The sequence below is a fragment of the Enterobacter cloacae complex sp. 370H10 genome (assembly GCF_050031535.1).
GTDB lineage: Bacteria > Pseudomonadota > Gammaproteobacteria > Enterobacterales > Enterobacteriaceae > Enterobacter > Enterobacter intestinihominis.
Genome location: NZ_JBLGWG010000001.1, coordinates 1 through 22,687, shown reverse-complemented (window position 1 = coordinate 22,687; position 22,687 = coordinate 1). Strand labels below are relative to the sequence as shown.

The 22,687-nt window shown below is 56.5% G+C and carries 20 protein-coding genes and 1 other annotated feature; of the genes, 3 read left to right on the top strand and 17 right to left on the bottom strand.

The window, feature by feature from the left end; genetic code table 11:
• Positions 1-38: 38 nt before the first annotated feature.
• Together ACQG2Q_RS00100 and ACQG2Q_RS00095 are read right to left on the bottom strand one after the other, a co-directional pair.
• The gene (locus tag ACQG2Q_RS00100; RefSeq protein WP_063849886.1) at positions 39-1,361 is read right to left on the bottom strand and encodes a 6-phospho-alpha-glucosidase; all 1,323 of its coding nucleotides are present in this window, start codon (positions 1,359-1,361) and stop codon (positions 39-41) included.
• Entirely contained in the window at positions 1,358-2,980 is a 1,623-nt protein-coding gene (locus ACQG2Q_RS00095; RefSeq protein WP_022646542.1) for an alpha-glucoside-specific PTS transporter subunit IIBC, read from the bottom strand. Before ACQG2Q_RS00095 ends, ACQG2Q_RS00100 begins: the two co-directional genes overlap by 4 nt.
• A 221-nt stretch (positions 2,981-3,201) precedes the next feature.
• On the opposite strand from ACQG2Q_RS00095, the gene ACQG2Q_RS00090 reads away from it, so the two are divergent.
• On the top strand, positions 3,202-3,948 hold the full coding sequence (locus ACQG2Q_RS00090) for a GntR family transcriptional regulator (RefSeq protein WP_022646541.1): 747 nt from the start codon (positions 3,202-3,204) through the stop codon (positions 3,946-3,948).
• Here ACQG2Q_RS00090 and ACQG2Q_RS00085 read toward each other — a convergent pair.
• From ACQG2Q_RS00085 to ibpA, 3 genes are all read right to left on the bottom strand, one after another.
• Positions 3,916-5,577, bottom strand: a complete 1,662-nt coding sequence (locus ACQG2Q_RS00085; protein ID WP_022646540.1) for a putative transporter — start codon at positions 5,575-5,577, stop codon at positions 3,916-3,918. The two genes, ACQG2Q_RS00090 and ACQG2Q_RS00085, sit on opposite strands and share 33 nt — an antisense overlap.
• Positions 5,578-5,749: 172 nt before the next feature.
• The gene (gene ibpB, locus ACQG2Q_RS00080) at positions 5,750-6,178 is read right to left on the bottom strand and encodes a small heat shock chaperone IbpB (protein WP_022646539.1); all 429 of its coding nucleotides are present in this window, start codon (positions 6,176-6,178) and stop codon (positions 5,750-5,752) included.
• A 136-nt stretch (positions 6,179-6,314) separates the two neighbouring features.
• Complete coding sequence (gene ibpA, locus ACQG2Q_RS00075) at positions 6,315-6,725, bottom strand: small heat shock chaperone IbpA (protein ID WP_003861094.1); 411 nt, start codon at positions 6,723-6,725, stop codon at positions 6,315-6,317.
• Positions 6,719-6,793: a sequence feature (ROSE (Repression Of Heat Shock gene Expression) occurs in the 5'-region of heat shock genes and acts as an RNA thermometer to modulate expression.), on the bottom strand. It overlaps the preceding gene by 7 nt.
• A gap of 247 nt (positions 6,794-7,040) precedes the next feature.
• Between ibpA and ACQG2Q_RS00070 the strand changes: the two genes are divergently transcribed.
• On the top strand, positions 7,041-7,373 hold the full coding sequence (locus tag ACQG2Q_RS00070; protein WP_032622035.1) for a YceK/YidQ family lipoprotein: 333 nt from the start codon (positions 7,041-7,043) through the stop codon (positions 7,371-7,373).
• On the opposite strand, the gene ACQG2Q_RS00065 is transcribed toward ACQG2Q_RS00070, so the two are convergent.
• The 8 genes from ACQG2Q_RS00065 to ACQG2Q_RS00030 form a co-directional block, all read right to left on the bottom strand.
• Positions 7,370-8,599 (bottom strand): DUF3748 domain-containing protein, encoded by a 1,230-nt coding sequence (locus ACQG2Q_RS00065; protein ID WP_074169635.1) that lies wholly within the window; start codon positions 8,597-8,599, stop codon positions 7,370-7,372. The genes ACQG2Q_RS00070 and ACQG2Q_RS00065 overlap by 4 nt on opposite strands.
• A 51-nt stretch (positions 8,600-8,650) precedes the next feature.
• Positions 8,651-9,988: an MFS transporter gene (locus ACQG2Q_RS00060; RefSeq protein WP_161177384.1), complete on the bottom strand. Its 1,338-nt coding sequence runs from the start codon at positions 9,986-9,988 to the stop codon at positions 8,651-8,653.
• Positions 9,989-10,105: 117 nt separating this feature from the next.
• The gene (dgoD, locus tag ACQG2Q_RS00055) at positions 10,106-11,254 is read right to left on the bottom strand and encodes a galactonate dehydratase (RefSeq protein ID WP_003861103.1); all 1,149 of its coding nucleotides are present in this window, start codon (positions 11,252-11,254) and stop codon (positions 10,106-10,108) included.
• Positions 11,251-11,868, bottom strand: a complete 618-nt coding sequence (locus tag ACQG2Q_RS00050; protein WP_063849883.1) for a 2-dehydro-3-deoxy-6-phosphogalactonate aldolase — start codon at positions 11,866-11,868, stop codon at positions 11,251-11,253. The genes dgoD and ACQG2Q_RS00050 overlap by 4 nt, the downstream gene beginning before the upstream one ends.
• Positions 11,852-12,730 carry a 2-dehydro-3-deoxygalactonokinase gene (locus ACQG2Q_RS00045; protein ID WP_063849882.1) on the bottom strand — a complete coding sequence of 293 codons (879 nt, stop codon included), beginning with the start codon at positions 12,728-12,730 and terminating at the stop codon, positions 11,852-11,854. The genes ACQG2Q_RS00050 and ACQG2Q_RS00045 overlap by 17 nt, the downstream gene beginning before the upstream one ends.
• Positions 12,727-13,416, bottom strand: coding sequence for a D-galactonate utilization transcriptional regulator DgoR (dgoR, locus tag ACQG2Q_RS00040; protein ID WP_003861109.1), 690 nt, complete (start codon positions 13,414-13,416; stop codon positions 12,727-12,729). Before dgoR ends, ACQG2Q_RS00045 begins: the two co-directional genes overlap by 4 nt.
• Before the next feature lie 226 nt (positions 13,417-13,642).
• Entirely contained in the window at positions 13,643-14,455 is an 813-nt protein-coding gene (gene yidA / locus ACQG2Q_RS00035; RefSeq protein WP_023305134.1) for a sugar-phosphatase, read from the bottom strand.
• 113 nt (positions 14,456-14,568) lie between these two features.
• Entirely contained in the window at positions 14,569-15,594 is a 1,026-nt protein-coding gene (locus tag ACQG2Q_RS00030; protein ID WP_063849881.1) for a zinc-dependent alcohol dehydrogenase family protein, read from the bottom strand.
• A 110-nt stretch (positions 15,595-15,704) separates the two neighbouring features.
• Between ACQG2Q_RS00030 and ACQG2Q_RS00025 the strand changes: the two genes are divergently transcribed.
• Positions 15,705-16,640, top strand: a complete 936-nt coding sequence (locus ACQG2Q_RS00025) for a LysR family transcriptional regulator (protein WP_063849880.1) — start codon at positions 15,705-15,707, stop codon at positions 16,638-16,640.
• Between the two features lie 34 nt (positions 16,641-16,674).
• Here ACQG2Q_RS00025 and gyrB read toward each other — a convergent pair whose 3' ends face one another.
• From gyrB to dnaA, 4 genes are all read right to left on the bottom strand, one after another.
• The gene (gene gyrB, locus ACQG2Q_RS00020) at positions 16,675-19,086 is read right to left on the bottom strand and encodes a DNA topoisomerase (ATP-hydrolyzing) subunit B (protein ID WP_063137909.1); all 2,412 of its coding nucleotides are present in this window, start codon (positions 19,084-19,086) and stop codon (positions 16,675-16,677) included.
• A gap of 28 nt (positions 19,087-19,114) precedes the next feature.
• Positions 19,115-20,188 carry a DNA replication/repair protein RecF gene (recF, locus tag ACQG2Q_RS00015; protein WP_022646527.1) on the bottom strand — a complete coding sequence of 358 codons (1,074 nt, stop codon included), beginning with the start codon at positions 20,186-20,188 and terminating at the stop codon, positions 19,115-19,117.
• On the bottom strand, positions 20,188-21,288 hold the full coding sequence (dnaN, locus tag ACQG2Q_RS00010) for a DNA polymerase III subunit beta (protein ID WP_003861122.1): 1,101 nt from the start codon (positions 21,286-21,288) through the stop codon (positions 20,188-20,190). Before dnaN ends, recF begins: the two co-directional genes overlap by 1 nt.
• Before the next feature lie 4 nt (positions 21,289-21,292).
• Positions 21,293-22,687, bottom strand: a 1,395-nt coding sequence (gene dnaA / locus ACQG2Q_RS00005) for a chromosomal replication initiator protein DnaA (protein WP_223831758.1), incomplete at its 5' end; no start/stop codon positions are given.

The window sequence follows — 22,687 nt, the reverse complement described above, 5'->3', positions numbered from 1 at the left end:
ACAAGGAGACCGGCATCTGGCGATGCCGGTCAGAAAGATTAGTGCAGCTCTGGCCAGTAATCCTTATTAGCTTCAATCAGATCGTCCAGAATCGCCTTCGCCACCGATGCGCTCGGTACGGTTTTCGACAGGGTAATCGCCTGCCAGAGTTTCTGATACGAGCGCTGCTCCCAGGCGTCCACCACCAGTTTTTCCACCGCCATCTGCTGGCTCATGAGCCCTTTCTGGAAGTGCGGAATATCACCCACGGTCAGCGGCTCCGGTCCGTTGTGGCCGACCAGACACGGAATTTCTACCATCGCGTCGGCATCAAAATTATGGATAGCCCCATTGTTAGGCACAATCAGCAACATGCGTTCCTGGGTATTAAAGGCAATCGCGGTCGCCAGATCGACGATGTACGACGCATGTTCGTCGATTTCCAGTTCACCGGCAGAAGAATGACCGGCTTCGATAATCGCCCGGCATGAACTGAATACATGCTTCTCACGGTGATCCATCACTTCATTGGCGCGGGTACGCTCCGGGTTGGAATGGGCGACCACATAGTCCGGGTACAGGTAATACTTCAGGTAGGTGTTCGGCATGGTGTCCGGATCCAGCGCCTGTACGTCTTTGGCCTTGGCGAAGGTATCGTTCCAGCTCGCTTCAGTATGCACATCTTCCGAAGGCGGTACATAACCGTTTTTCGCCACGTATTCGCGCAGCTTCGGCATCAGATCGTTTCCGTTCAGATCTTCAATCGACGTCCACCAGCCGAAGTGGTTCAGACCGTAGTAGCGCACGCGCATCTCTTTGCGGTCTTTCAGGCCGACGATTTGCGCCATACGGCCTTCAATGCCGATCGGCATGTCGCAGATGTTGAGGATTTTCGCGTTCGGACGCAGGCGGCGCGTGGCTTCCGCGACAATAGCCGCCGGGTTGGAGTAGTTCAGCATCCACGCTTTCGGGGAGTACTGTTCCATATAATCTACCAGCTCAAGCACGCCGCCGATGGAGCGCATGCCGTAGGAAATGCCACCCGGCCCGCACGTTTCCTGGCCCAGCACGCCGTGGCGCAGCGGGATTTTTTCATCTTTTTCACGCATCGGGTATTTGCCCACGCGAATATGCGCCATCACGAAATCCACATCGGTAAAGGCTGCTTTCGGATCGGTGGTGTAACTAAATTCAATCTCAGGCGCCTGCTCCCTGAGGATGATTTTGCACGCCTCGGCGATAACCTCCTGACGTGCTCCGTCATTGTCATAGAACTTCAGCGCACGCAGCGGGAAACGGTCACGGTTGGCTAACAGCATCAGGACGATACCAGGCGTGAATGTACTGCCGCCGCCTGCAATAACAACTGAGAATTTTTTCATGATATAGCCTCTGTCAGAGTGGTTTGTTCGTTTGTTAAAGGGGTTTTCATCAGCGATTCCAGCTGGTCGCGCACCTGAGGAACGTGCAGACCGACAATCACCTGAATGCCGTTGCCGCGTCGCACCACACCGTGTGCGCCCAGGGCTTTGAAGACGTCGTCGCTTTGGGTTTTCGTCATATCCACCAGGGCGATACGCAGGCGGGTGGCGCAGTTATTGATACTTTCGATATTTGCTGCGCCGCCGAGCGCCTGTAAGAACCCAGCGGCCTGTCCGACCTGCTGGCTGGCTGCTGCCGGGGCGGTGGTTTGCCCACGCGCCGCCTTATAGTCGGCCTTGCTGTAGAGCTTGATTTCGCTCTCTTCCCGGCCCGGCGTTTTCAGATTCAGACGTTCGATAAGCGTCCTGAAGACCACGAAATAGAGAGCGGTGAAGCAGAGGCCGATGCCAATCTGGGTGAATACCGTCGAGGCGTGGTTATGGAACATCGGGATCCAGTTTTGCGGCAGGAACTGGTCCAGCAGACCGCCCCCCATGTTCCCCACCACCCCGAAGGTATACATCACCGTCGCCATCGTTGCGGCCAGCACGGCGTGGATGGCAAACAGCAACGGCGAGATAAACAGGAAGGTGAACTCCAGCGGTTCGGTAATACCCACCAGCACGGCGGTAAGCGTGGCCGGAACCAGCAGCCCCGCAACCTTGACGCGGTTCTCCGGCGACGCGGTGTACCAGATCGCCAGCGCAATCCCGACCGAGCCAAACACTTTCGAATTGCCGTGCAGGGCGAAGCCGCCTTCAGGGAACAGTGTTTTCAGCGGCACAGTGCTCTGGCTGAATTCCTGCAGGTGCTGCGCCCAGTAGACCTGAATGCCGCCCTCTACCGCCGCCGGGCCGAAAATAAACGGACCGTAGACGAAGTGGTGCAATCCGGTTGGGATCAGAATGCGTTCCAGGAAGGTATAGACCCATACGCCGAGCGCACCGGCAGAGCGCAGGAACGCCTGCAGGGACTCAATGCCCATCTGCACTTTCGGCCAGCCCAGCAGCGTCAGCCAGGCGCAGGGGATCATCACGAAGAACGCGAGGATAACGACAAACGAGGTGCCCTGGAAAATCCCCAGGAAGACTGGCAACGGCTTGTCGAAAAATCGGTTGTGGATGGCGGTGACGAGCCCGGAAATGATAATCGCCCCGATGATGCTGGTATCAAGCGTTTTGATTCCGGCAATCATCGCCAGCCCGCTGCCAGCAGTGGGTTCAGCAGAGAAGTCGACGCCAAAGAAGTGACCCCAGGTCATCCCCATCGCGTTGATAAAGTAGTTCCAGGTCAGAAAGCTAATCAGCACCGCCAGACAGGCGCGGCCCTGCGCCTGCTTTGCCAGGCCAATCGGTAAGCCGACAGCAAAAATCAGCGGCATATTGCGGAACACCGCCCAGCCGCCCTCTTCGATGATGTGAACAATCTGCGCGAACAGATGATCGGGGGCCGTTAAAGCTTCGCCGACAAACAGCGGGTTGCGAAGCATGATGGCGATCCCGACCACGATCCCGGCAAAGGGAAACAGTAAAACCGGGGTGAACATGGCGCCGCCAAAACGTTGTATTTGACTGAGCATTTTTAAATCCTCATGAAACAACCTGTAGGGGTAGAGGCCTTTATGATTTTTTACTGGCCTGAGGTGAGCATAAGAAGTTACTGATGCGGGAACATGGCGTGCCGCTGCGATTCGTGATCGCATTCATGGTTTTAATTTGACCAATCAGGTCTACTTTTGATAGCAAATATGGACAAGTTATGACGTAATCCACGCCATAACGGGCGAGCAGAGGTCTACAGGTGATCTACAAATCTATTGCCGACAGATTGCGGCTACGGCTCAATTCGTCGGACTACAACATTGGCAGCCCGTTACCCGGCGAAAAAGCGCTGGCAAAGGAGTTTGGCGTAGCCCGGATGACCATCCGCAAGGCATTGGATCTGCTGGTAAGCTGGGGGCTGGTTGAACGTCGACACGGCAGCGGGACGTTCGTGGCGCGCAAAGACGTTCATCATGAAACGACTAACCTGACCGGGCTGGTGGAGGTACTGCGCCAGCAGGGGAAAGAAGTGCAGAGCAAGGTGTTGCAGTTTGAAGTGATGCCCGCGCCGCCCGCCATCGCCAGCCAGCTGCGGATTCAGGTTGATGAGCGGATCTATTTTTCAAGGCGGGTACGTTACGTGGACGGAAAACCGCTGATGCTTGAGGACAGCTTTATGCCGGTGAAGCTGTTCCGCAATCTTTCCCTGGCGCATCTCGAAGGGTCTAAGTTTGATTACATCGAGAAGGAGTGCGGGATCACCATTAGCGGCAACTACGAGAGCCTGACGCCAGTGCTGGCAGATAAACAGCTGGCCGGTTATATGAATCTGCCGGAACAGACGCCGCTGCTGCGCATCACCTCTCTTTCCTACAGCGACAGCGGCGAGTTCCTCAACTATTCCGTGATGTTCCGGAACACCAGCGATTACCAGGTGGACTACCATCTGCGGCGTATCCACCCGGAAGACTTATTAGCCCATCCCCCAGAACAGCACCGCCAGTAGTTGCGGGGTGATAATGCGCAAAAACATCACCAGCGGATAGACCGTGGCGTAGGACAACGCCGCCGCGCCGCTGGTGGCGTGCAGGTTATTGGCGAACGCCAGCGCGGGCGGATCGGTCATGGAACCGGCCAGCATGCCGCACAGCGTGAGATAGTTCATTTTAGCGAACATACGCGCCAGTAATCCGACCGTTATCAGCGGGATGGCGGTAATGAATATGCCATAGCCTACCCAGCTCATCCCTTCGCCGTTCACCAGAGTATCGACAAAATCGCCGCCGGATTTCAGCCCCACCACCGCCAGAAACAGCACGATGCCCAACTCCCGCAGCGCCAGGTTAGCGCTCGGCGGCATAAACCAGTAGAGCTTACCGATGGAGCCGATACGCCCGAGGATCAGCGCCATAATGAGCGGCCCGCCTGCCAGCCCCAGCTTCAGTGCTACCGGGAAGCCGGGCACGTACAGGGGGATGGAGCCAAGCATGACGCCAAGCCCGACGCCGATAAAGACCGGCAGCATCTGCACCTGCTGGAGTTTTTGCTGGGCGTTGCCCACCATGTTCGCTACGGCATCAATAGATGAAGGACGCCCGACGAGGTTGAGAATATCACCGAATTGCAGGCTGGCATCCTGGCTGGCCACCAGCTCGACACCGGCGCGGTTAAGCCGGGAGATCACCACGTCATAACGCTCTTTAACCTGCAAATCGCGTATTTTCTTGCCCAGGACCTTCTCATTGGTCACTACCACGCGCTCCACGCGCATGTCCGTTCCACGGGTTGAGAGCGAGGTATCCACCTCCTGACCAATCACCAGCCGGGCATTGTTTAAATCCGCCGGTTGCCCTACCAGATGCAGGAGATCGCCGTGCTGAATGAGTGTGTCAGGTGAAGGCACCATCAGCGTGTCGTCACGTTTCAGGCGTGAACAGATAATGGTCGCGCTGTTCAGAATGGGAACATCCTGGATCGCCATATTATTCAGGTTGGGGTTTTCGACGCGAATGTTGATGGTTTTAATGAGCGCATGGCCGTTGGTCAGCGTGCTTTCATGCTCTTTCGCCTCCTGCTCGACGTTTATGCGGAACAGCACGCGCACCAGCCACATGGAGAGCAAAATACCGCAAATGCCAAACGGATAGGCCATGGCGTAGCTCATCCCCATCTGATCGACGACATCAGCAGGGATACCCAGATCGCGCAGAATTTGCTGGCCCGCCCCGAGCGCGGGCGTATTGGTTACGGCGCCGGAGAAGATGCCCAGCACGACGGGCAGCGGAATAGCGAAGAGTTTGTGCAGAATGGCGGTGACCAGCCCACCCATCACGACGATGCCGAAGGCAAAGAGATTAAGGCGTAAACCGGAGACGCGCAGGGAAGCGAAGAAGCCCGGCCCCACCTGAATACCGATGGTATACACAAAGAGGATCAGGCCGAACTCCTGGATGAAATGCAGCATATCGGCGCTGAGCACCCACCCAAGCTGGTCGGCAAAATGGCCGACAAAAATCCCGCCGAAAAGCACCCCGCCAATCCCAAACCCGACGCCGCGGATTTTGATATTCCCCAGCCATAGCCCCACTACCGCGACAAGGGCCAACACGCTGACGGTTAACGCGATATCACTCATGTTCCACATCCTGTGCATAACCTTAGTTATAACAGGGATTCTCTCAGAGCTGGCGGCGGTTGTATGGGTGATGGCGCACAAAAAAGCCCTGCCGGGGCAGGGCCTTGTGCGGTCTGTGAGCGTTGTCGGGTGGCGGCTGCGCCTTACCCGACCTACAGTTTCGGCGGGTTTGTTAACTGTTTAACGCCGGCCTGTCGCTAATGGCGATGCGCTGCGGCGCGATAGCTTCCGGCACGTTACGGGTGAGGTCAATATTCAGCAGCCCGTTAGTGAACGTCGCGCCAGAAACTTCCATATGGTCTGCCAGGGTAAAGCTCAGGCTAAACGGCTGAGTGACAAGCCCCTGATGCAACCATTTGGTCTCGGTGTCTGGTTTTTCCGGTGACCCTTTAACGGTCAGGCGCGTACCCTCAAGCTGGATGTCGAGATCTTCCTGACGAAACCCGGCCAGCGCAAGCGTGATGCGGTAGTGGTTATCATCGCTTTTTTCGATGTTGTACGGCGGAAACGTCTGCTGTTCGGTTGCGCTTTGCAGCGCGTTAGCCAGTTTGTCAAAACCGATCCACTGACGCAGCAGGGGGGAAAAATCATAGTTACGCATACTAAATCTCCTTCTGAGAAGCGAGTTCGGCACAGTTTATTTTTGTGCGCAGTTGTACCTGCAAACCCTTACGGATTCGCATATGCTCCCTTTACGGCAAGCAATTTCAGGTGGGCCGCAGCCGCGACCCGCTTAATTAATTGATTTCGATACGACGCGGTTTTTTCTCTTCCGGAATCACACGTTCCAGTTCGATAAACAACAGGCCGTTCACCAGGTTCGCGCCCTTGACGTGGATGTTCTCAGCCAGCTGGAACTTGCGTTCAAAGTTGCGCTCTGCGATGCCCTGGTAGAGGTAGGTTCGTTCTTTCTGCTCGCCCGCATGGGAGCCTTTCACCACCAGCAGATTGTCCTGCGCGGTGATCTCCAGTTCGCTCTCTGCGAAACCGGCGACAGCAATCGCAATGCGATAGTGGTTTTCGTCAACCAATTCAACGTTGTAAGGAGGATAGCCGTTGCTCTGGCTCTGGTTGTTTTCTAAGTGGTTGAACAGACGATCAAAACCAATGGCAGAACGGTATAGCGGAGAGAGATCGAAATTACGCATAGATAAAAACTCCTGGAATCAGCGAGAAAATGTAGCCTTCCACCATGGACAGGCTTCTGCTTCCCCGAACACCCATCAGGCGTGTCCGTTATCGGGTTACATTCTTAAAATGGGTCTGGATACGGCCTTTTCAAGCCTGTTGATGTGAGATTTTTTTGCACTTTGCTGGTTGTCGCATAGACTCAGGGGCACAGCACAAAGGGTTAAATTGCGATGGCGACCACAGTGCGGGAGTTTTGAGCTATCCATTTTGAACGCGCCTCGCTATAACCCTGAGTTGCAGGTCAATGCCGTGCTACTAATGATGACTGAGTGATGATGAGAAATGTTCTGATTAAGCTGGCGACGTTCAGCGGGGTTGTTTTACTTTGCGGGTGTTCGAGCGTGATGTCGCACACCGGCGGTAAAGAAGGAACATATCCGGGGACGCGCGCCAGTGCCGCCATGATCTCTGATGATGAGACAAACTGGGGTACCAAATCTCTGGCGATTCTTGATATGCCGTTTACGGCGGTTGCCGATACGCTTCTGCTGCCGTGGGATATGTTCCGCACCGACAGCTCAGTGCGTTCGCGCGTTGAGAAAAGCGAGCAGGAGACGCTGGCGACTAACTCCGTCATCCCCCCCGCAGAGATGACCCCGCGCTAATTCTGTGCGGTTTCCGTTAGCCACAGCTGGCGGAAACCGTCCTTCTCTTCCATCCACGCAATAAAACGTCCGTCCGGGGAAAACACCACAGCGTCAGCAGACGGCGGGTTGCCATGATCGGACGTCAAAAACGTCACCTCTCCGGTCTGCGCATCGCAGCAGGCAATGCGGCCTGCAAGCACAAATCCCAGCCCGTTGCCGGAAGGATGCCAGTTAAAGGCCGACTGAATATCGCTCTCAGCGTGTGTCAACTGACGCGGCTCACCGCCTTCAGGGGAGATAAGCCACAGCTGCACAATGCCGTTATCGTCCCGCATTAAAAACGCAATCTGCGTCCCCTGTGGATTGCTGCGCACCCAGTGGCGCGGCACGTTCACCAGCCCCGGATACGCCTTCTGATGGGTGAAGGTAAGGCGGCGTTGTATGACGCCCGCAGGCGGCGCGGGCATTGTATCCGGCGTCCCCTGCAACGGCGCATCGCCCGCCCGTTTCCAGCCCTGCTCGTCCTTGGGAAGGTTCACAATAAACAGTTCGGGCACTTTCTCGCCTTTCGCAGACACCGTATCGCCGATAAACGCCAGCCTGTCGTTGTCCACCCAGCCCTCTTCATAGGCGCGGTTGATCTCATCGCTGCCCGGTTGCGGGTTCGGCGTTGTCCGGCTTACCAGCACGCTCCAGAAGGTGCCAGCATATTCCCGCGGATGGTTCCCCTGTGGGTTTACCGGACCAAAAGGCGCCGCCACCCCGACGTTACGCAAATCCAGCTGCGGATCGCGCGCGTGCAGCACATGGTCGTTGTAGGTAAAGCTGACGAACTGTCCGTTCGGGCTAAAAACGTGAACGTGGCTGCCGCCACGCAGCGCCCCCGCCGTGTAAGGCGCGGTGATATCCATCGCATCAAGATTGCTCACCTGGCCGTTGTGCGCAATCACTCCCTGACGATGGTGAAAATCATACTGCCAGTCTGCATCCGGGTTTTTCGGGCCGTGGATAAAAACATATTTCTCCCCGGCAGGATGAACGGTCACCACGCCGACATGCGCGCCGTCAGTCGCACGGTAGATCACCTCAACCTCGCCCGTACCGACGTTGACCCGCTCAATGGTTTTACCTGTAAACGACGCGCCGGACGGGCGGACATCATAGACAAGCCACTGGCTGTCTGGCGTCCAGATGTTGATGTTGGTGAGCTGGTGGTTGCGGGAAGCGAAGGTGATTTGTTTCATGAAAATACCCTGATGCGCGGTTATCGCATCAGGGTAAAACATCCGAAGGGATTAGCCTACTCGTTTCACGTCACCTACCAGCAGGATGTAGGAGAGCGCGCCGATCAGCGCCACGGCAGAGATATACACCAGAGCCGGACCAAAGCCGTAGTCCTGCGCCAGGTAACCGATGACCAGCGGCACGGTGATCCCGCCCAGGCCGCCAACGAAGTTGAATACGCCACCAGTCAGGCCAATCAGCCGCATCGGTGCCAGGGACGACACCAGCGACCAGGTGATGGAGGCAAAACCGTTCCCGAAGAACGCTACCGCCATCAGGGTCATGATCCACACTGGATCGTTGGTGTAGTTCGCTCCCATGATGCAGGTAGAGATCAGCAGTCCGCAGATAATCGGCGTTTTACGCGCAACGCCCAGTGAGAAGCCTTTTTTCACCAGCTTATCCGCCAGCCAGCCCGAGAGCAGCACGCCGAAAAACGCCGCAAGGAAGGGTACGGTGGTCATAAAGCCCGCCTTCAGCGCGGTTATCCCTTTTTCCTGGGTCAGATAGTTCGGGAACCAGGTGAGGAAGAACCACAGCGTGGAGGTCACCGCGAACTGGCCCAGATATACGCCCACCAGCTTACGGTGGAAGACCAGCTTCCAGTCCGCTCTGGTCAGCGGCTGGCGCGCCTCTTTTTTCACTGGCGCATCGCCGTCCACCAGACCGCCGCCGTCGCGGATGTAGTCCAGTTCGGCTTTGGTGATGCTTTTGGTCAGACGCGGCGGCTGATAGACCTTAAACCAGATTAACGACCAGATAATGCCGATCCCGCCGGTGACGATGAACACCCAGTGCCAGCTCAGCAGCTCCTGGATCCAGATTAACAGCGGCGTCAGAAACGCCAGACCAACAAACTGCCCGGAGGTGTAAAAACCAACAGCGGAAGCACGTTCGTGTTCAGGGAACCAGCTGGTCACCATGCGGTTGTTGGTCGGGAACGCGGGCGCTTCAAACACCCCGGTGATGGCGCGCAGGCCTATCAGCGACATCAGCCCGGTGGCGAAGCCCTGGAACAGGGTCGCCACGGACCAGCCCAAAATAGCGATAAAGTAGGTCAGACGTGACCCCACGCGGTCAAGGAACCAGCCGCCGGGGATCTGGCAGAGCGTATACAGCCAGGCAAACGCCGAGAAGACGTAGCCCATTTCCGCTTTGGTGATGCCAAACTCTTCCTGAATATGGGCCGAGGCCACAGCAAGGTTGGCGCGGTCGACATAGCAAATGACCACGGTAATAAAAATCATAATTAGCGTCAGGTAGCGGCGACGCCCGGTTTTTGTAGCAGTAACTGGAATATCCATCGCAATCTGTCTCCAGATTTTGGGCATAGCGAAGCCGCTCACCATGCCCTGTAATTTACAGAGGGTTATATTTTTTCTATGTACGTTTTTTTTGCCCGGTGGCGCTTCGCTTACCGGGCATACGAGAGAGTAGGCCGGATAAGCGTAGCGCCATCCGGCGATTTACCACTCGGCTACGGAACCGTCTTCATGACGCCACAGTGGGTTACGCCAGTCCGGCGCACTTTTACTCAGCTCAATGACTTTGGCTTCGTCGATCTCCACGCCAAGGCCCGGCTTCGTTAACGGTTTAAAGAAACCGCCTTCCATGCTGAAGTCTTCCTTGTTTTTCACAAAGTCGAGCAGCTCCGCGCCCTTGTTATAGTGAATGCCCATGCTTTGTTCCTGGAACACCGCATTGCGGGAGACGAAGTCCACATGCAGACAGGCTGCCAGCGCAATCGGCCCAAGCGGACAGTGCGGTGCCAGCGCCACATCGTAGGCTTCTGCCATGCCGGCAATTTTGTAGCATTCGGTGATGCCACCCGCGTGGGAGAGGTCCGGTTGCAGGATCGCAATGCCGCCCGCTTCCAGCACGCGCTTAAACTCGAAGCGCGAGAACATACGCTCCCCCGCCGCGATGGGAATGTGCGTCTGTTCAGCCAGTTTTGGATAGTATTCCGCCTGCTCGGCCAGAACAGGCTCTTCAATAAACAGCGGGCGATACGGCTCCAGCTCTTTAATCAGCACTTTGGCCATTGGCGCGCTGACGCGGCCGTGGAAATCCAGGCCAAACTCAATCTCGTTGCCGAAAGCCTCGCGGATTTGCGCCACGGTGTTCACCGCCCGGTCTACCGCGCGCGAGTTGTCGATAACGCCCATCTCTTCGCAGCCGTTGAGTTTGAAGGTGTCAAAACCGATGTTGCGCAGCTGCCGGATACCGTCGATCACTTCCGCAGGGCGGTCACCGCCCACCCAGCTGTAGGCTTTGATTTTGTCTCGCACCAGGCCGCCCATTAATTGCCAGACCGGGGCATTCAGCACTTTGCCTTTGATATCCCACAGCGCCTGATCGATACCGGCGATGGCGCTCATCAGGATCGGACCGCCACGGTAAAATCCCGCCCGGTACATGACCTGCCACAGGTCGTTGATGCGCGCCGGATCCTGGCCAATCAGGTATTCACCCAGCTCGTGAACCGCGGCTTCAACGGTGCGCGCACGGCCTTCAATCACCGGCTCGCCCCAGCCAACCACGCCTTCGTCGGTTTCGATTTTCAGGAACATCCAACGCGGGGGTAAACGGTACGTGGTAAGTTTGGTTATTTTCATTGCACTGCCTCTCGATACGCTTTCACAAATGCTGCCGCCTGATGTGCGGTACGCTCAACGGGCTGTCCGGCACGATAGAGATCGCTGCCCAGCCCCGCGCCCGCACAACCTGCTTTTATCCACTGCACCAGGTTTTCCGGCGTGACGCCGCCCACGGCAAAGACCGGCACGCTGGCGGGTAAGACCGCTTTCAGCGCTTTGATGTAATCCGGACCAAAGGCCGACGACGGGAAAATTTTGAGAGACTGTGCGCCCGCATCGAGGGCGGCAAAGGCTTCTGTGGCCGTGGCGCAACCCGGGCATACGGTCATGCCGTAATCCACCGCCCGGCGGATCACCTTGGGGTTGATATTCGGTGTGACGATAAGCTTGCAGCCCATCTTCGCCAGTTCATCCACCTGCTCCGGCTGTAATACGGTACCAGCACCAATCAGCGCCTTATCACCGAACGCCTTAACAACTGCCGGAATGCTTTTTTCCCATTCCGGGGAGTTGAGCGGGATTTCCACCGCGTCGAACCCGGCGTCGATCACCGCGCCAACGTGCGCTAAGGCCTCACCGGGCGTGATACCGCGCAAAATCGCGATCAGGGGAAGTTCAGTTTGCCACTGCATGAGCGATGCTCCTTATACCTGCCTGAAATGCCGTGTCGCCTTCCACCGCAGCAACATCCCGTCCGATAGCGTGGAACGCCTGGCGGTAACGAGACGTCAGCGATGAACCCGCGACGAGCGTGATGGCCTGCTGCCCGGCGAATGCGTCGCTCAGGGTGGCGACTTCGGCGCCAATCAGTAGGCCGGACAGAAATTCGCTGACCTGCTCGCGCGGAAGATTTCCCAGCACGTGCGAGGCGCGAACCTCAAAAAGTTGCGGCAAAACGGCAGGGGATGCGATCCCGCGCTCAAGCCCGGCGGCAAACGCTTCCGGCGAAGGGGTTTGCTCCGGCAAACCGGCCCCCACCAGCGAATGCTTAAGCAGCAAGTGGTGCAGTTCGCCGGTCATCACCGTGCGGAAATCATGAATTTGCTCAGCATCCGCCTGGACCCATTTGCAGTGCGTCCCGGGCATGACGTAGACAGAAGAAGGAGAAAGGGTGCGCGCCCCGAGCAGCTGCGTCTCTTCGCCGCGCATCACGTTATGGTTATCGTCGCGAGAGACGTATAAACCGGGAATAATCCAGACATTGTCGCCAACGGACGTTAACTGCTCGCCAACGGCGGTGAAATGCACCGGAACCGACAGGTAAGGCGCAACCTTCCAGCCCACGTTACTGCCGACCATTCCGGCCATCACCACTGGCGTAGTACCGTCGCGCCAGTTTTGTGTCACCTCTGCTAACACCGCTTCGGGGGATTTACCGTTCAGGCGCGTCACACCTGCTTCTGATTGCCTGCTTTCCAGACACTGCTCCCCCTGGTAGAGCCAGGCGCGCAGATTGGTCGATCCCCAGTCAATTGCGATGTAGCGTGATGTCATGTGATTTCCTTCAACCTTCGTGTCGAGCTGGCGATCATGGTCAGCGCCGCCTGCTCTGCCGCATCGCCGTCCTGATGCCGTATCGCATCGAACAGCGCTTTATGTTCCTGAAGCGTTTTCGGCATGTTGGCCTCATCGCCCATCCAGGTACGTTCAAATACTGCTCGCTGTAGCGAGCTGATCGCCACGCTAAGCTGCTGTAACACCGGGTTATGCACCGACTGCAGTACCGCCTCGTGGTAGCGAATGTCCGCCTCGTTGAACGCCTCCCGATTCTGGTTATTGGCGATCATGTCGTTTAACGCCGACTCAATCTGTGCCAGGTCACCTGACGTTGCGCGCTCTGCCGCCCAGCGGGCGATGGCCGGTTCCACCAGATTTCGGACTTCGCTCATCGCGCCGATAAGCCGTGGGTCGTAGTCGTTTTCCAGTACCCATTGCAGAACATCGGTATCGAGGTAGTTCCACTGGTTACGCGGCGCAACAAACGCGCCGCGATAGCGCTTCATTTCAATCAGCCGCTTCGCCATCAGCGAGCGGAACACTTCCCGGATGATGTTGCGCGAGGTTTCAAACTCCTCGCACAGTTCCGCCTCTGCTGGCAGCGGCGAACCGGGAACGTATTTGCCACCCACAATCTGAGTGCCCAGCGTGATGACAATGCGATCGGTTTTATTGAGTGTCATGGAGAGTCCTTGTGCTCTGTAAGTCCATCACTACTTTACCGCGACCGCTGAATTTCGCCTCACTTTTGCAGTACAAACGTGAGTCCTTTCGCCTTTGCCGTGGTGACAATGTAGTACAATCAGTTAATGTTGTACTACAATCCAGATCACAAAAAGAACAATTCGATAAATTCAGCGCCAAAAAAAGCCCCGGTTGATAACCGAGGCTGATGATTACAGACAGCTGTTAGGACAGGACAAATTTCTCAATCGCATAAGCCACGCCGTCTTCCAGGTTAGATTTGGTGACGAAGTTCGCCACTTCTTTCACCGACGGGATCGCGTTATCCATCGCCACGCCCATGCCTGCATATTCGATCATCGCAATATCGTTTTCCTGGTCGCCCAGCGCCATAATCTCCTCAGGCTTGATGCCCAGCGCATCGGCAAGCGATTTGACACCCGTGCCTTTATTGACGCGTTTATCGAGGATTTCGAGGAAGTACGGCGCACTTTTCAGCACGGTGTATTTCTCTTTTACCTCAGCCGGAATGCGTGAGATGGCTTTGTCGAGAACCGCAGGTTCATCAATCATCATCACTTTCAGGAACTGGGTTGCCGGGTCCATGTTTTCCGCTTCGCAGAACACCAGTGGAATGGTTGCAACGTAGGACTCGTGCACCGTGTAGTAGCTGATATCGCGGTTGGCGGTGTAAAGCGTATTGCGATCGAGCGCGTGGAAGTGAGAGCCCACTTCGCGGGAGAGCTTTTCCAGGAAACGGTAGTCATCATAGCTCAGTGCAGTTTGCGCCACCGTGCTGCCATCGGCTGCCTTTTGCACCAGAGCGCCGTTATAGGTGATGCAGTAATCGCCAGGCTGATTCATGTGCAGCTCTTTCAGGTAGCTGTGCACCCCGGCATACGGGCGTCCGGTGGTGAGCACCACGTTCACGCCTTTTTCGCGTGCGGCGGCGATCGCATTTTTAACGGCAGGAGAGATAGTGTGGTCTGGCAGCAGCAGCGTGCCGTCCATATCGATTGCAATGAGTTTGATAGCCATGAGGTCCCCGGGATAAATGAGTGCTATTTCATGCTAACGCGATTAAGCACACAAAAATAGAGCTACCTTGCGTAACAAAAAGCCCCTTTTATATTTATCCCGGGAACAAGAACTCACTCGCGGGTGAGAACGATTTTGCCAAACGCACCGCGATCCAGATGCTCAAGCGCCTGTTCCAGTTCGTCAAAACGATAGCGATGTTCAATCACCGGTTTTAACTCCGTGACATCAACAGCACGGACGAAATCTTCCAGCGCCCGGCGGTGTCCAACCCCAATCCCCTGAATGACGGGGGATTTCAGCAGCAGCTCGCCAGCAGGCAGGGAAATGTCCGTTCCGGCCAGCACGCCAATAACGGAGATACGCCCGTGAACGGCTACCGCGCGAAGGGAATGTCTCAGGTTCTCCCCACCCACGGTTTCGATAATATGGTCGATGCCGCGATCCTGCGTCAGTGCCAGCGTATTTTCAGCCCAGTCGCCTTTCAGTCGGTTGATGCCCTGGCTGGCCCCCAGCTTTTTGGCCAGTGCCAGTTTTTCATCACTCCCCGACGTAACAATAACTTCTGCGCCGTGCGCTTTTGCTATCTGCAAAGCGAATAGCGCCACACCGCCCGTGCCTTGTACCAGCACCGATTGCCCGGCGCGTAAATGACCGCGCTCCACCAGCGCGAACCATGCGGTAAGCCCCGCGCAAGGAAGCGTGCTGGCCTCAGCGTCATCCAGGCTTTCCGGGGGCGCCACCAGCGCGTTTTCACTCACAATCACATATTCGGCCAGCATGCCCTGGAAGTATCCACCGGACGTTTTATAGGGCAAATCGCGCGCGTCTGCCTGCGGCTTGCCGTCGATCCATTCCGGGAAGAAGGTTGAGATGACGCGTGCGCCGGGTTTGAAACGCGTAACGCCGTCGCCAACGCTGTCCACCACGCCTGCCATGTCAGATGCTGGGGTAAACGGGAAGGAAAGCGGAATCGGCATCGTGCCTTCAATCACCATTTTATCCCGGTAGTTGAGCGCAACGGCATTAACTCTTACGCGAACCTCCCCCGGGCCTGGCTGTGACACAGGCACCTGAACAAGCTGAAGGCTCTCGCGCCCAAGGGCGTTCATTGACCAGCGCTGCATTGTTTCTGTCATTTTTTCTCTCCTGCCATCAAATAAGCTTTAGGACTGACAGTCTACCGTTGACGCCTGGTCGCCAGTGGCGATAAGTTTTCCCATAATTGATGACGCAGTGGATACAATCCATGACCGATACGCTGAAGGATATACCTGTATTTGTGGCCGCCGTTGAGGCGGGAAGTTTTGCGCAGGCCGCCGTCCGTCTGCATTTGTCGCGCTCGGCGGTAGGAAAAAGCATTGCTCGTCTTGAAGAGCGGCTGGGCGTACGTCTTTTCCAGCGTACCACCCGCAGCCAGAGGCTGACCGACAACGGCGCTCTGTTTTATGAACGCTGCCTTCGCGCGCTGGAGGAGATTCGGGGCGCGGAGTCGCTGCTTGAAACAGGGAAGCAGCAGGTCAGCGGCCGCCTGCGCGTCGCCATGCCGGTGCTGTTTGGTCGCCAGTGCGTCGCGCCACTGCTGATAGAACTGACGCAGGAACATCCTGGGCTTGAGCTTGAAATGTCATTCAGCGACCGCGTGGTGGATCTGGTAGAGGAAGGCTTTGATATGGCGGTACGTAACGGCACGCTGCAGGACAGCAGCCTGCTGGTCGCCAGAAGGCTGGGCGAGCATCGCATGGTGCTGTGTGCCGCCCCGGATTACCTGATGAAGAACGGCCATCCAGAAAACGTTGCTGATTTACCCCACCACACTGCCATTAACTATCTGCGATCAGGCAGAGTGCTGCCCTGGCAGCTAATGGATAGCGAAGGGAGATCGCACACCTTTACTCCCCGCTCATCGCTCAATATGGATGATTTACAGGCAATCTGCGACGCTGCGCTGGCCGGACACGGCCTTGCGTGGTTGCCCTGCTGGATGGCCCGCAGAGAAATACATCAGGGAAAACTCATCCCGCTTTTAAAGCAGGCACCGGACGTGCGCTTCGACGTTCATGCAGTCTGGCAGCAGACGCCGCATCTGCCGCTGAGGGTAAGAATAGCGATAGATACGCTGGCGAGCCGTTTACCGTCCGTGATGTCGCTGGATATGCCTGCGCCCATAAAAAAGCCGCGCTAAAAGCGCGGCCTGTTATCGTGCGGTATAACGACGATTAAATATCGATATTCGCCGCTTTCAGGGCGTTCTCTTCGATGAAGGCGCGACGTGGTTCAACCGCGTCACCCATCAGGGTAGTGAACAGCTGATCCGCTGCGATTGCGTCTTTAACGGTGACGCGCAACATGCGACGGCTTTCCGGATCCATGGTGGTTTCCCACAGCTGATCCGGGTTCATTTCGCCCAGGCCTTTATAACGCTGAATAGAGAGGCCACGACGGGACTCTTTCACCAGCCACTCCAGCGCCTGTTCGAAGCTGGCTACCGGCTGACGACGCTCGCCACGTTCGATGAACGCGTCGTCTTCGATCAGACCACGCAGCTTCTCGCCGAGGGTGCAGATACGGCGGTATTCCGGACCGGTAACAAACTCGTGCTCCAGCGGGTAGTCGGTATCGACGCCGTGGGTACGCACGCGGACGATCGGCTCGAACTGTTGCTCAGCGTTCTGCTGAACGTCGAACTTCCACTGGCTGCCGTGCTGCTCTTTCTCGTTCAGCTCGCTCACCAGGGTGTTCACCCAGCGGGTGACGGTCTGCTCGTTGCTCAGCTCGGCTTCGGTCAGGGTCGGCTGATAAATCAGCTCTTTCAGCAGCGCTTTCGGATAGCGACGCTCCATACGGCCAATCATTTTCTGCGTGGCGTTGAACTCGGAGACCAGACGCTCCAGCGGTTCACCGGCCAGCGCTGGCGCGCTGGAGTTTGCGTGCAGGGTCGCACCATCAAGGGCGATCGCGATTTGGTACTGATCCATCGCCTCGTCATCTTTAATGTACTGTTCCTGCTTGCCTTTCTTCACTTTATACAGCGGCGGCTGGGCAATGTAGACGTGGCCGCGCTCAACGATTTCCGGCATCTGACGATAGAAGAAGGTCAACAGCAGCGTACGAATGTGCGAGCCGTCGACGTCCGCATCGGTCATGATGATGATGCTGTGATAGCGCAGTTTGTCCGGGTTGTACTCGTCGCGACCGATGCCGCAGCCGAGCGCGGTGATGAGCGTCGCCACTTCCTGAGAAGAGAGCATCTTGTCGAAGCGCGCTTTCTCAACGTTGAGGATTTTACCCTTCAGCGGCAGAATCGCCTGGTTCTTGCGGTTACGGCCCTGCTTCGCAGAACCGCCCGCGGAGTCCCCTTCCACGAGGTACAGTTCGGACAGCGCCGGATCGCGTTCCTGGCAGTCAGCCAGTTTGCCCGGCAGGCCTGCCAGGTCCAGTGCGCCTTTACGGCGGGTCATTTCACGGGCTTTACGCGCCGCTTCACGGGCACGCGCCGCATCGATAATTTTACCCACCACGATTTTCGCGTCGGACGGGTTTTCCAGCAGGTATTCGCTCAGCAGTTCGTTCATCTGCTGTTCAACCGCCGATTTCACCTCAGAAGAGACCAGCTTGTCTTTTGTCTGTGAGGAGAATTTCGGATCCGGCACCTTCACGGAGACCACGGCAATCAGGCCTTCACGGGCATCGTCGCCGGTGGCGCTGACTTTCGCTTTTTTGCTGTAGCCTTCTTTGTCCATGTAGGCGTTCAGGGTACGGGTCATCGCCGCGCGGAAGCCCGCAAGGTGCGTACCGCCGTCGCGCTGTGGAATGTTGTTGGTAAAGCAGTAGATGTTTTCCTGGAAACCATCGTTCCACTGCAGTGCCACTTCCACGCCGATACCGTCTTTTTCAGTAGAGAAGTAGAAGATATTCGGGTGAATTGGCGTTTTGTTCTTGTTCAGATACTCAACGAACGCCTTGATACCGCCTTCGTAGTGGAAGTGGTCTTCTTTGTTGTCGCGTTTGTCGCGCAGTCGAATCGACACGCCGGAGTTCAGGAACGACAGTTCACGCAGGCGTTTCGCCAGGATCTCGTACTCGAATTCGGTGACGTTGGTAAAGGTTTCAAGGCTCGGCCAGAAACGCACCATGGTACCGGTTTTGTCGGTATCACCGGTAACGGCCAGCGGTGCCTGCGGCACACCATGGGTATAAATCTGGCGGTGAATTTTGCCTTCGCGCTGGATAACCAGCTCCAGCTTCTGCGACAGGGCGTTTACTACGGATACGCCTACGCCGTGCAGACCGCCGGAAACTTTATAGGAGTTATCATCGAACTTACCGCCTGCGTGCAGAACGGTCATGATAACTTCCGCAGCAGATACGCCCTCTTCCGGGTGAATACCGGTTGGGATGCCACGACCATCATCGGTAACGGACACGGAGTTGTCCGCATGGATCGTGACCACGATGTCTTTACAGTGACCCGCGAGCGCTTCGTCGATAGCGTTATCTACCACCTCGAATACCATGTGGTGCAGACCGGTGCCGTCATCCGTGTCGCCGATATACATACCCGGGCGCTTACGCACCGCATCCAGTCCTTTCAGGACTTTGATACTGGAGGAGTCATAAGAATTCGACATCAACGTTTCTCGCTCATTTCAACTTGGGTTAATCCGTTATTTTACCCTTTTCCACGGTAAACATCTTCGAATTTTCGTCCGACATGTCCATAACGTGTTCAGCGCTAATGGCGCTGACGAAAACCTGCGACTGCGTGGCTTTTAAGCGGCTGGCAAGTAGCCCGCGCCGCGCGTCGTCAAGTTCCGAGGCAAAATCATCTATCAGGTACAGGCAGCGTCGCCCACTTTCGCGGGTGAGGAATTCCCCCTGCGCCAGGCGCAGCGCGCACATCAGGAGCTTCAGCTGCCCGCGCGACAGCGTGTCTTCCACCGGCGCACCGTCGGCACGAATGCGGAAATCCGCCTTGTGCGGGCCGTGCGCGGTGTAGGTCAACATGCGATCGCGCTCGAAGCTTCTCTCTAACACCTCGGCATAATCCGTCTCTTTTTCCCAGCCACGCTGGAAAGAGAAGGTGAGAGAGAACTCGGGTAAAAACTGTTTGCAGGTATCGGCCATGTCTTCGGCGATACCTGCGCTGTATTCGGCACGCCAGCGGCTGATTTGTTCCGCAAGAGGAATTAATTCCATGTCCCACGGACGCAGCTGGGCGTAGCGCGTGACCTGGCGCAATGCGGCGTTACGCTGTTTAAGCAGACGCTTCAGATTGCTCCAGGCGTTAAAGAAACCGGCTTCATTGTGAAAGCATCCCCAGTCGAGGAACGCTCTTCTGTATTTGGGGCCGCCGTTGAGTAAAGTAAACCCCTCCGGCGTAATCAGCTGCATCGGCATCAGCAGTGCCAGCTCCGCCACCTTGTGGCCGTCGGTGCCGTCGATGCGCACCTTGCTGTCGCCCTGCTTGTCTTTGGTCAGGCCGATGGCGGTTTCCCGCTCGGCACCCTGCAAGCGCCCATGCAGCACAAACGCATCCTGCTCGTGGCGAATCACGCGACCAATCTGCAAACTGCGAAACGCCCGGCCATGACCGAGCGTATAGATGGCTTCCAGCACGCTGGTTTTGCCGCTGCCGTTCGCGCCAACCAGGAAATTAAAGCCAGGGGATAAAGCGAGATCCGCGCTCTCGATGTTGCGAAAGTCGCGGATCAACAGACGGGTGAGCGACATTACAGTCTCATTGGCATGACAACATAAGCAGCCGACTGTGATGCGGCATCTTCAATCTGTACGCTCGAAACGGAGTCAGTCAGCAGGATGCGAACGTTCTCGCATTTCAGTGCATTCAGCACATCCAGCACATAGCTGACGTTGAAGCCGATTTCCATCTCAGCCCCGGCGTAGGTGACGTCCAGAATCTCTTCTGCCTCTTCCTGCTCCGGGTTGTTGGCGGTGATTTTGATCTGGTTTTCACTCACGTACAGACGTACGCCGCGGAATTTCTCGTTGGAGAGAATAGCGGCGCGCGCGAACGCCTGCTTGAGGATGTCGCAACCTGCCTCCAGCGTTTTGTCCGGGTTCTTCGGCAATACGCGGCGATAATCCGGGAAACGTCCGTCTACCAGCTTCGATGTGAAGACAAAATCGCCCACGTGGGCACGAATATTGTTGCTACCGATCTGCACGCGCAGCGGGGTGTCGCCGCCGTCGAGCATACGCATCAGTTCAATTACGCCTTTACGCGGTACGATCACCGAATGGTTTGGCAGTGAATCGCCAATCGGCATGGAACAAACCGCCAGACGGTGACCGTCTGTAGCCACGGTACGCAGCTCTTCACCTTCGGTTTCGAACAGCATGCCGTTTAAGTAGTAACGAACGTCCTGATGCGCCATGGAGAACTGCGTGGCTTCAATCAGACGCTTCATCGTCGCCTGCGGCAGGGTAAATTCAACTTCGCTCTGCCAGTCATCCAGGTTCGGGAAGTCCGCAGCGGGCAGCGTGGAGAGGGAGAAACGGCTGCGGCCAGAGCGCACCAGCATGCGGTCGCCCTCCAGCTGTACGGCGATTTCAGCGCCTTCCGGCAGCCCACGGCAAATATCAAAGAATTTACGTGCCGGAACCGTGGTCGCGCCCGCGTCGTGCGGCTGAGTCAGCGTAACGCGCGCGATCATTTCCATTTCCAGATCTGTGCCGGTCAGCGACAGCGTACCGTCAGCGACCTGAAGCAGCAGGTTTCCAAGAATAGGCAGCGTAGGGCGGCCGCCTAATGGGCCACTCACCTGTTGCAGCGGTTTTAATAAATGTTCACGTTCAACGGTAAATTTCATAGCGTCACGATGATAATGTTCTGATTAAATTGGAAAAATCTTCTTTTATGTCGTGGCTTTCTTCGCGTAACTGCTCAATCTTGCGACAGGCGTGCAGCACGGTCGTATGGTCACGTCCACCAAACGCATCACCGATTTCCGGCAGGCTGTGGTTGGTGAGCTCTTTTGCCAGCGCCATCGCCATCTGACGCGGACGCGCCACCGAGCGGGAACGACGTTTAGACAGTAAATCTGCCACTTTGATCTTGTAGTACTCAGCCACCGTCTTCTGAATATTGTCGATGGTGACCAGTTTTTCCTGCAATGCCAACAAATCGCGCAGCGCTTCACGCACAAAATCGATGGTGATCGCACGACCGGTAAAATTGGCGTTGGCGATAACGCGGTTCAGTGCCCCTTCCAGCTCACGAACGTTGGAACGCAGGCGCTTGGCAATAAAGAACGCCACTTCACCCGGCAGGCGAATGTCGTTCTCGTCGGCTTTTTTCATCAGGATCGCGACGCGGGTTTCCAGCTCCGGCGGCTCGATCGCCACGGTCAGGCCCCAGCCGAAGCGGGATTTGAGACGATCTTCAACGCCGTTGATCTCTTTTGGATAACGATCCGAGGTCAAAATGATCTGCTGATTGCCTTCCAGCAGGGCGTTAAAGGTGTGGAAAAACTCTTCCTGCGATCGTTCTTTATTGGCAAAGAACTGGATGTCATCGATCAGCAGCGCATCAACGGAACGGTAGTAGCGTTTAAACTCTTCGATCGCATTGTTTTGCAGGGCTTTTACCATGTCCTGAACGAAGCGTTCGGAGTGCATATACACTACTTTGGCATTGGGCTTACGCGCCATAATGCCGTTGCCCACCGCATGCAGCAGGTGCGTTTTACCGAGACCCGTGCCGCCATAAAGGAACAGCGGGTTGTAAGCACCACCGGGATTATCGGCAACCTGGCGGGCCGCCGCGCGCGCCAGCTGGTTCGACTTACCTTCAACGAAGTTATCGAACGTGTGTTTCACGTTAACATTAGAGCGGTAGGTAGGCTCAGCGGGGGCTGGAACGTTATCCCAGCCCTGACGAGCCGGTGCAACGCGAGGCGCTGGAGCGGGCGCCGCCTGTGCAGGGGCTGCCACATTGACAACTTCACGAACGGTTTGGGTGACCGGCTTTGTGCCCACTTCAAAACGCAGCTGTGGGGCATCTGACCCGCAGAAATCGTTCAGCAGTCCATTGATGTTATTAAGGTATTTATCCCTTACCCAATCGAGCACGAAACGGTTTGGCGCGTACAAAGCCAGCGTGTTATCGCTCAGTTCCGCCTGCAATGGGCGGATCCACATACTGAATTCTGTGGCTGGTAACTCATCCTGCAATCGGGCAAGACACTGCTGCCAAAGCGAAAGTGACAC

What these genes read in the sequence shown, in the direction of transcription:
- ACQG2Q_RS00100 (WP_063849886.1), bottom strand. Translation starts at nt 1,361, where the DNA reads ATGAAAAAATTCTCAGTTGTTATTGCAGGCGGCGGCAGTACATTCACG.
- ACQG2Q_RS00095 (WP_022646542.1), bottom strand. Translation starts at nt 2,980, where the DNA reads ATGCTCAGTCAAATACAACGTTTTGGCGGCGCCATGTTCACCCCGGTT.
- ACQG2Q_RS00085 (WP_022646540.1), bottom strand. Translation starts at nt 5,577, where the DNA reads ATGAGTGATATCGCGTTAACCGTCAGCGTGTTGGCCCTTGTCGCGGTA.
- ibpB (WP_022646539.1), bottom strand. Translation starts at nt 6,178, where the DNA reads ATGCGTAACTATGATTTTTCCCCCCTGCTGCGTCAGTGGATCGGTTTT.
- ibpA (WP_003861094.1), bottom strand. Translation starts at nt 6,725, where the DNA reads ATGCGTAATTTCGATCTCTCTCCGCTATACCGTTCTGCCATTGGTTTT.
- ACQG2Q_RS00070 (WP_032622035.1), top strand. Translation starts at nt 7,041, where the DNA reads ATGATGAGAAATGTTCTGATTAAGCTGGCGACGTTCAGCGGGGTTGTT.
- ACQG2Q_RS00065 (WP_074169635.1), bottom strand. Translation starts at nt 8,599, where the DNA reads ATGAAACAAATCACCTTCGCTTCCCGCAACCACCAGCTCACCAACATC.
- ACQG2Q_RS00060 (WP_161177384.1), bottom strand. Translation starts at nt 9,988, where the DNA reads ATGGTGAGCGGCTTCGCTATGCCCAAAATCTGGAGACAGATTGCGATG.
- dgoD (WP_003861103.1), bottom strand. Translation starts at nt 11,254, where the DNA reads ATGAAAATAACCAAACTTACCACGTACCGTTTACCCCCGCGTTGGATG.
- ACQG2Q_RS00050 (WP_063849883.1), bottom strand. Translation starts at nt 11,868, where the DNA reads ATGCAGTGGCAAACTGAACTTCCCCTGATCGCGATTTTGCGCGGTATC.
- ACQG2Q_RS00045 (WP_063849882.1), bottom strand. Translation starts at nt 12,730, where the DNA reads ATGACATCACGCTACATCGCAATTGACTGGGGATCGACCAATCTGCGC.
- dgoR (WP_003861109.1), bottom strand. Translation starts at nt 13,416, where the DNA reads ATGACACTCAATAAAACCGATCGCATTGTCATCACGCTGGGCACTCAG.
- yidA (WP_023305134.1), bottom strand. Translation starts at nt 14,455, where the DNA reads ATGGCTATCAAACTCATTGCAATCGATATGGACGGCACGCTGCTGCTG.
- ACQG2Q_RS00030 (WP_063849881.1), bottom strand. Translation starts at nt 15,594, where the DNA reads ATGACAGAAACAATGCAGCGCTGGTCAATGAACGCCCTTGGGCGCGAG.
- ACQG2Q_RS00025 (WP_063849880.1), top strand. Translation starts at nt 15,705, where the DNA reads ATGACCGATACGCTGAAGGATATACCTGTATTTGTGGCCGCCGTTGAG.
- gyrB (WP_063137909.1), bottom strand. Translation starts at nt 19,086, where the DNA reads ATGTCGAATTCTTATGACTCCTCCAGTATCAAAGTCCTGAAAGGACTG.
- recF (WP_022646527.1), bottom strand. Translation starts at nt 20,188, where the DNA reads ATGTCGCTCACCCGTCTGTTGATCCGCGACTTTCGCAACATCGAGAGC.
- dnaN (WP_003861122.1), bottom strand. Translation starts at nt 21,288, where the DNA reads ATGAAATTTACCGTTGAACGTGAACATTTATTAAAACCGCTGCAACAG.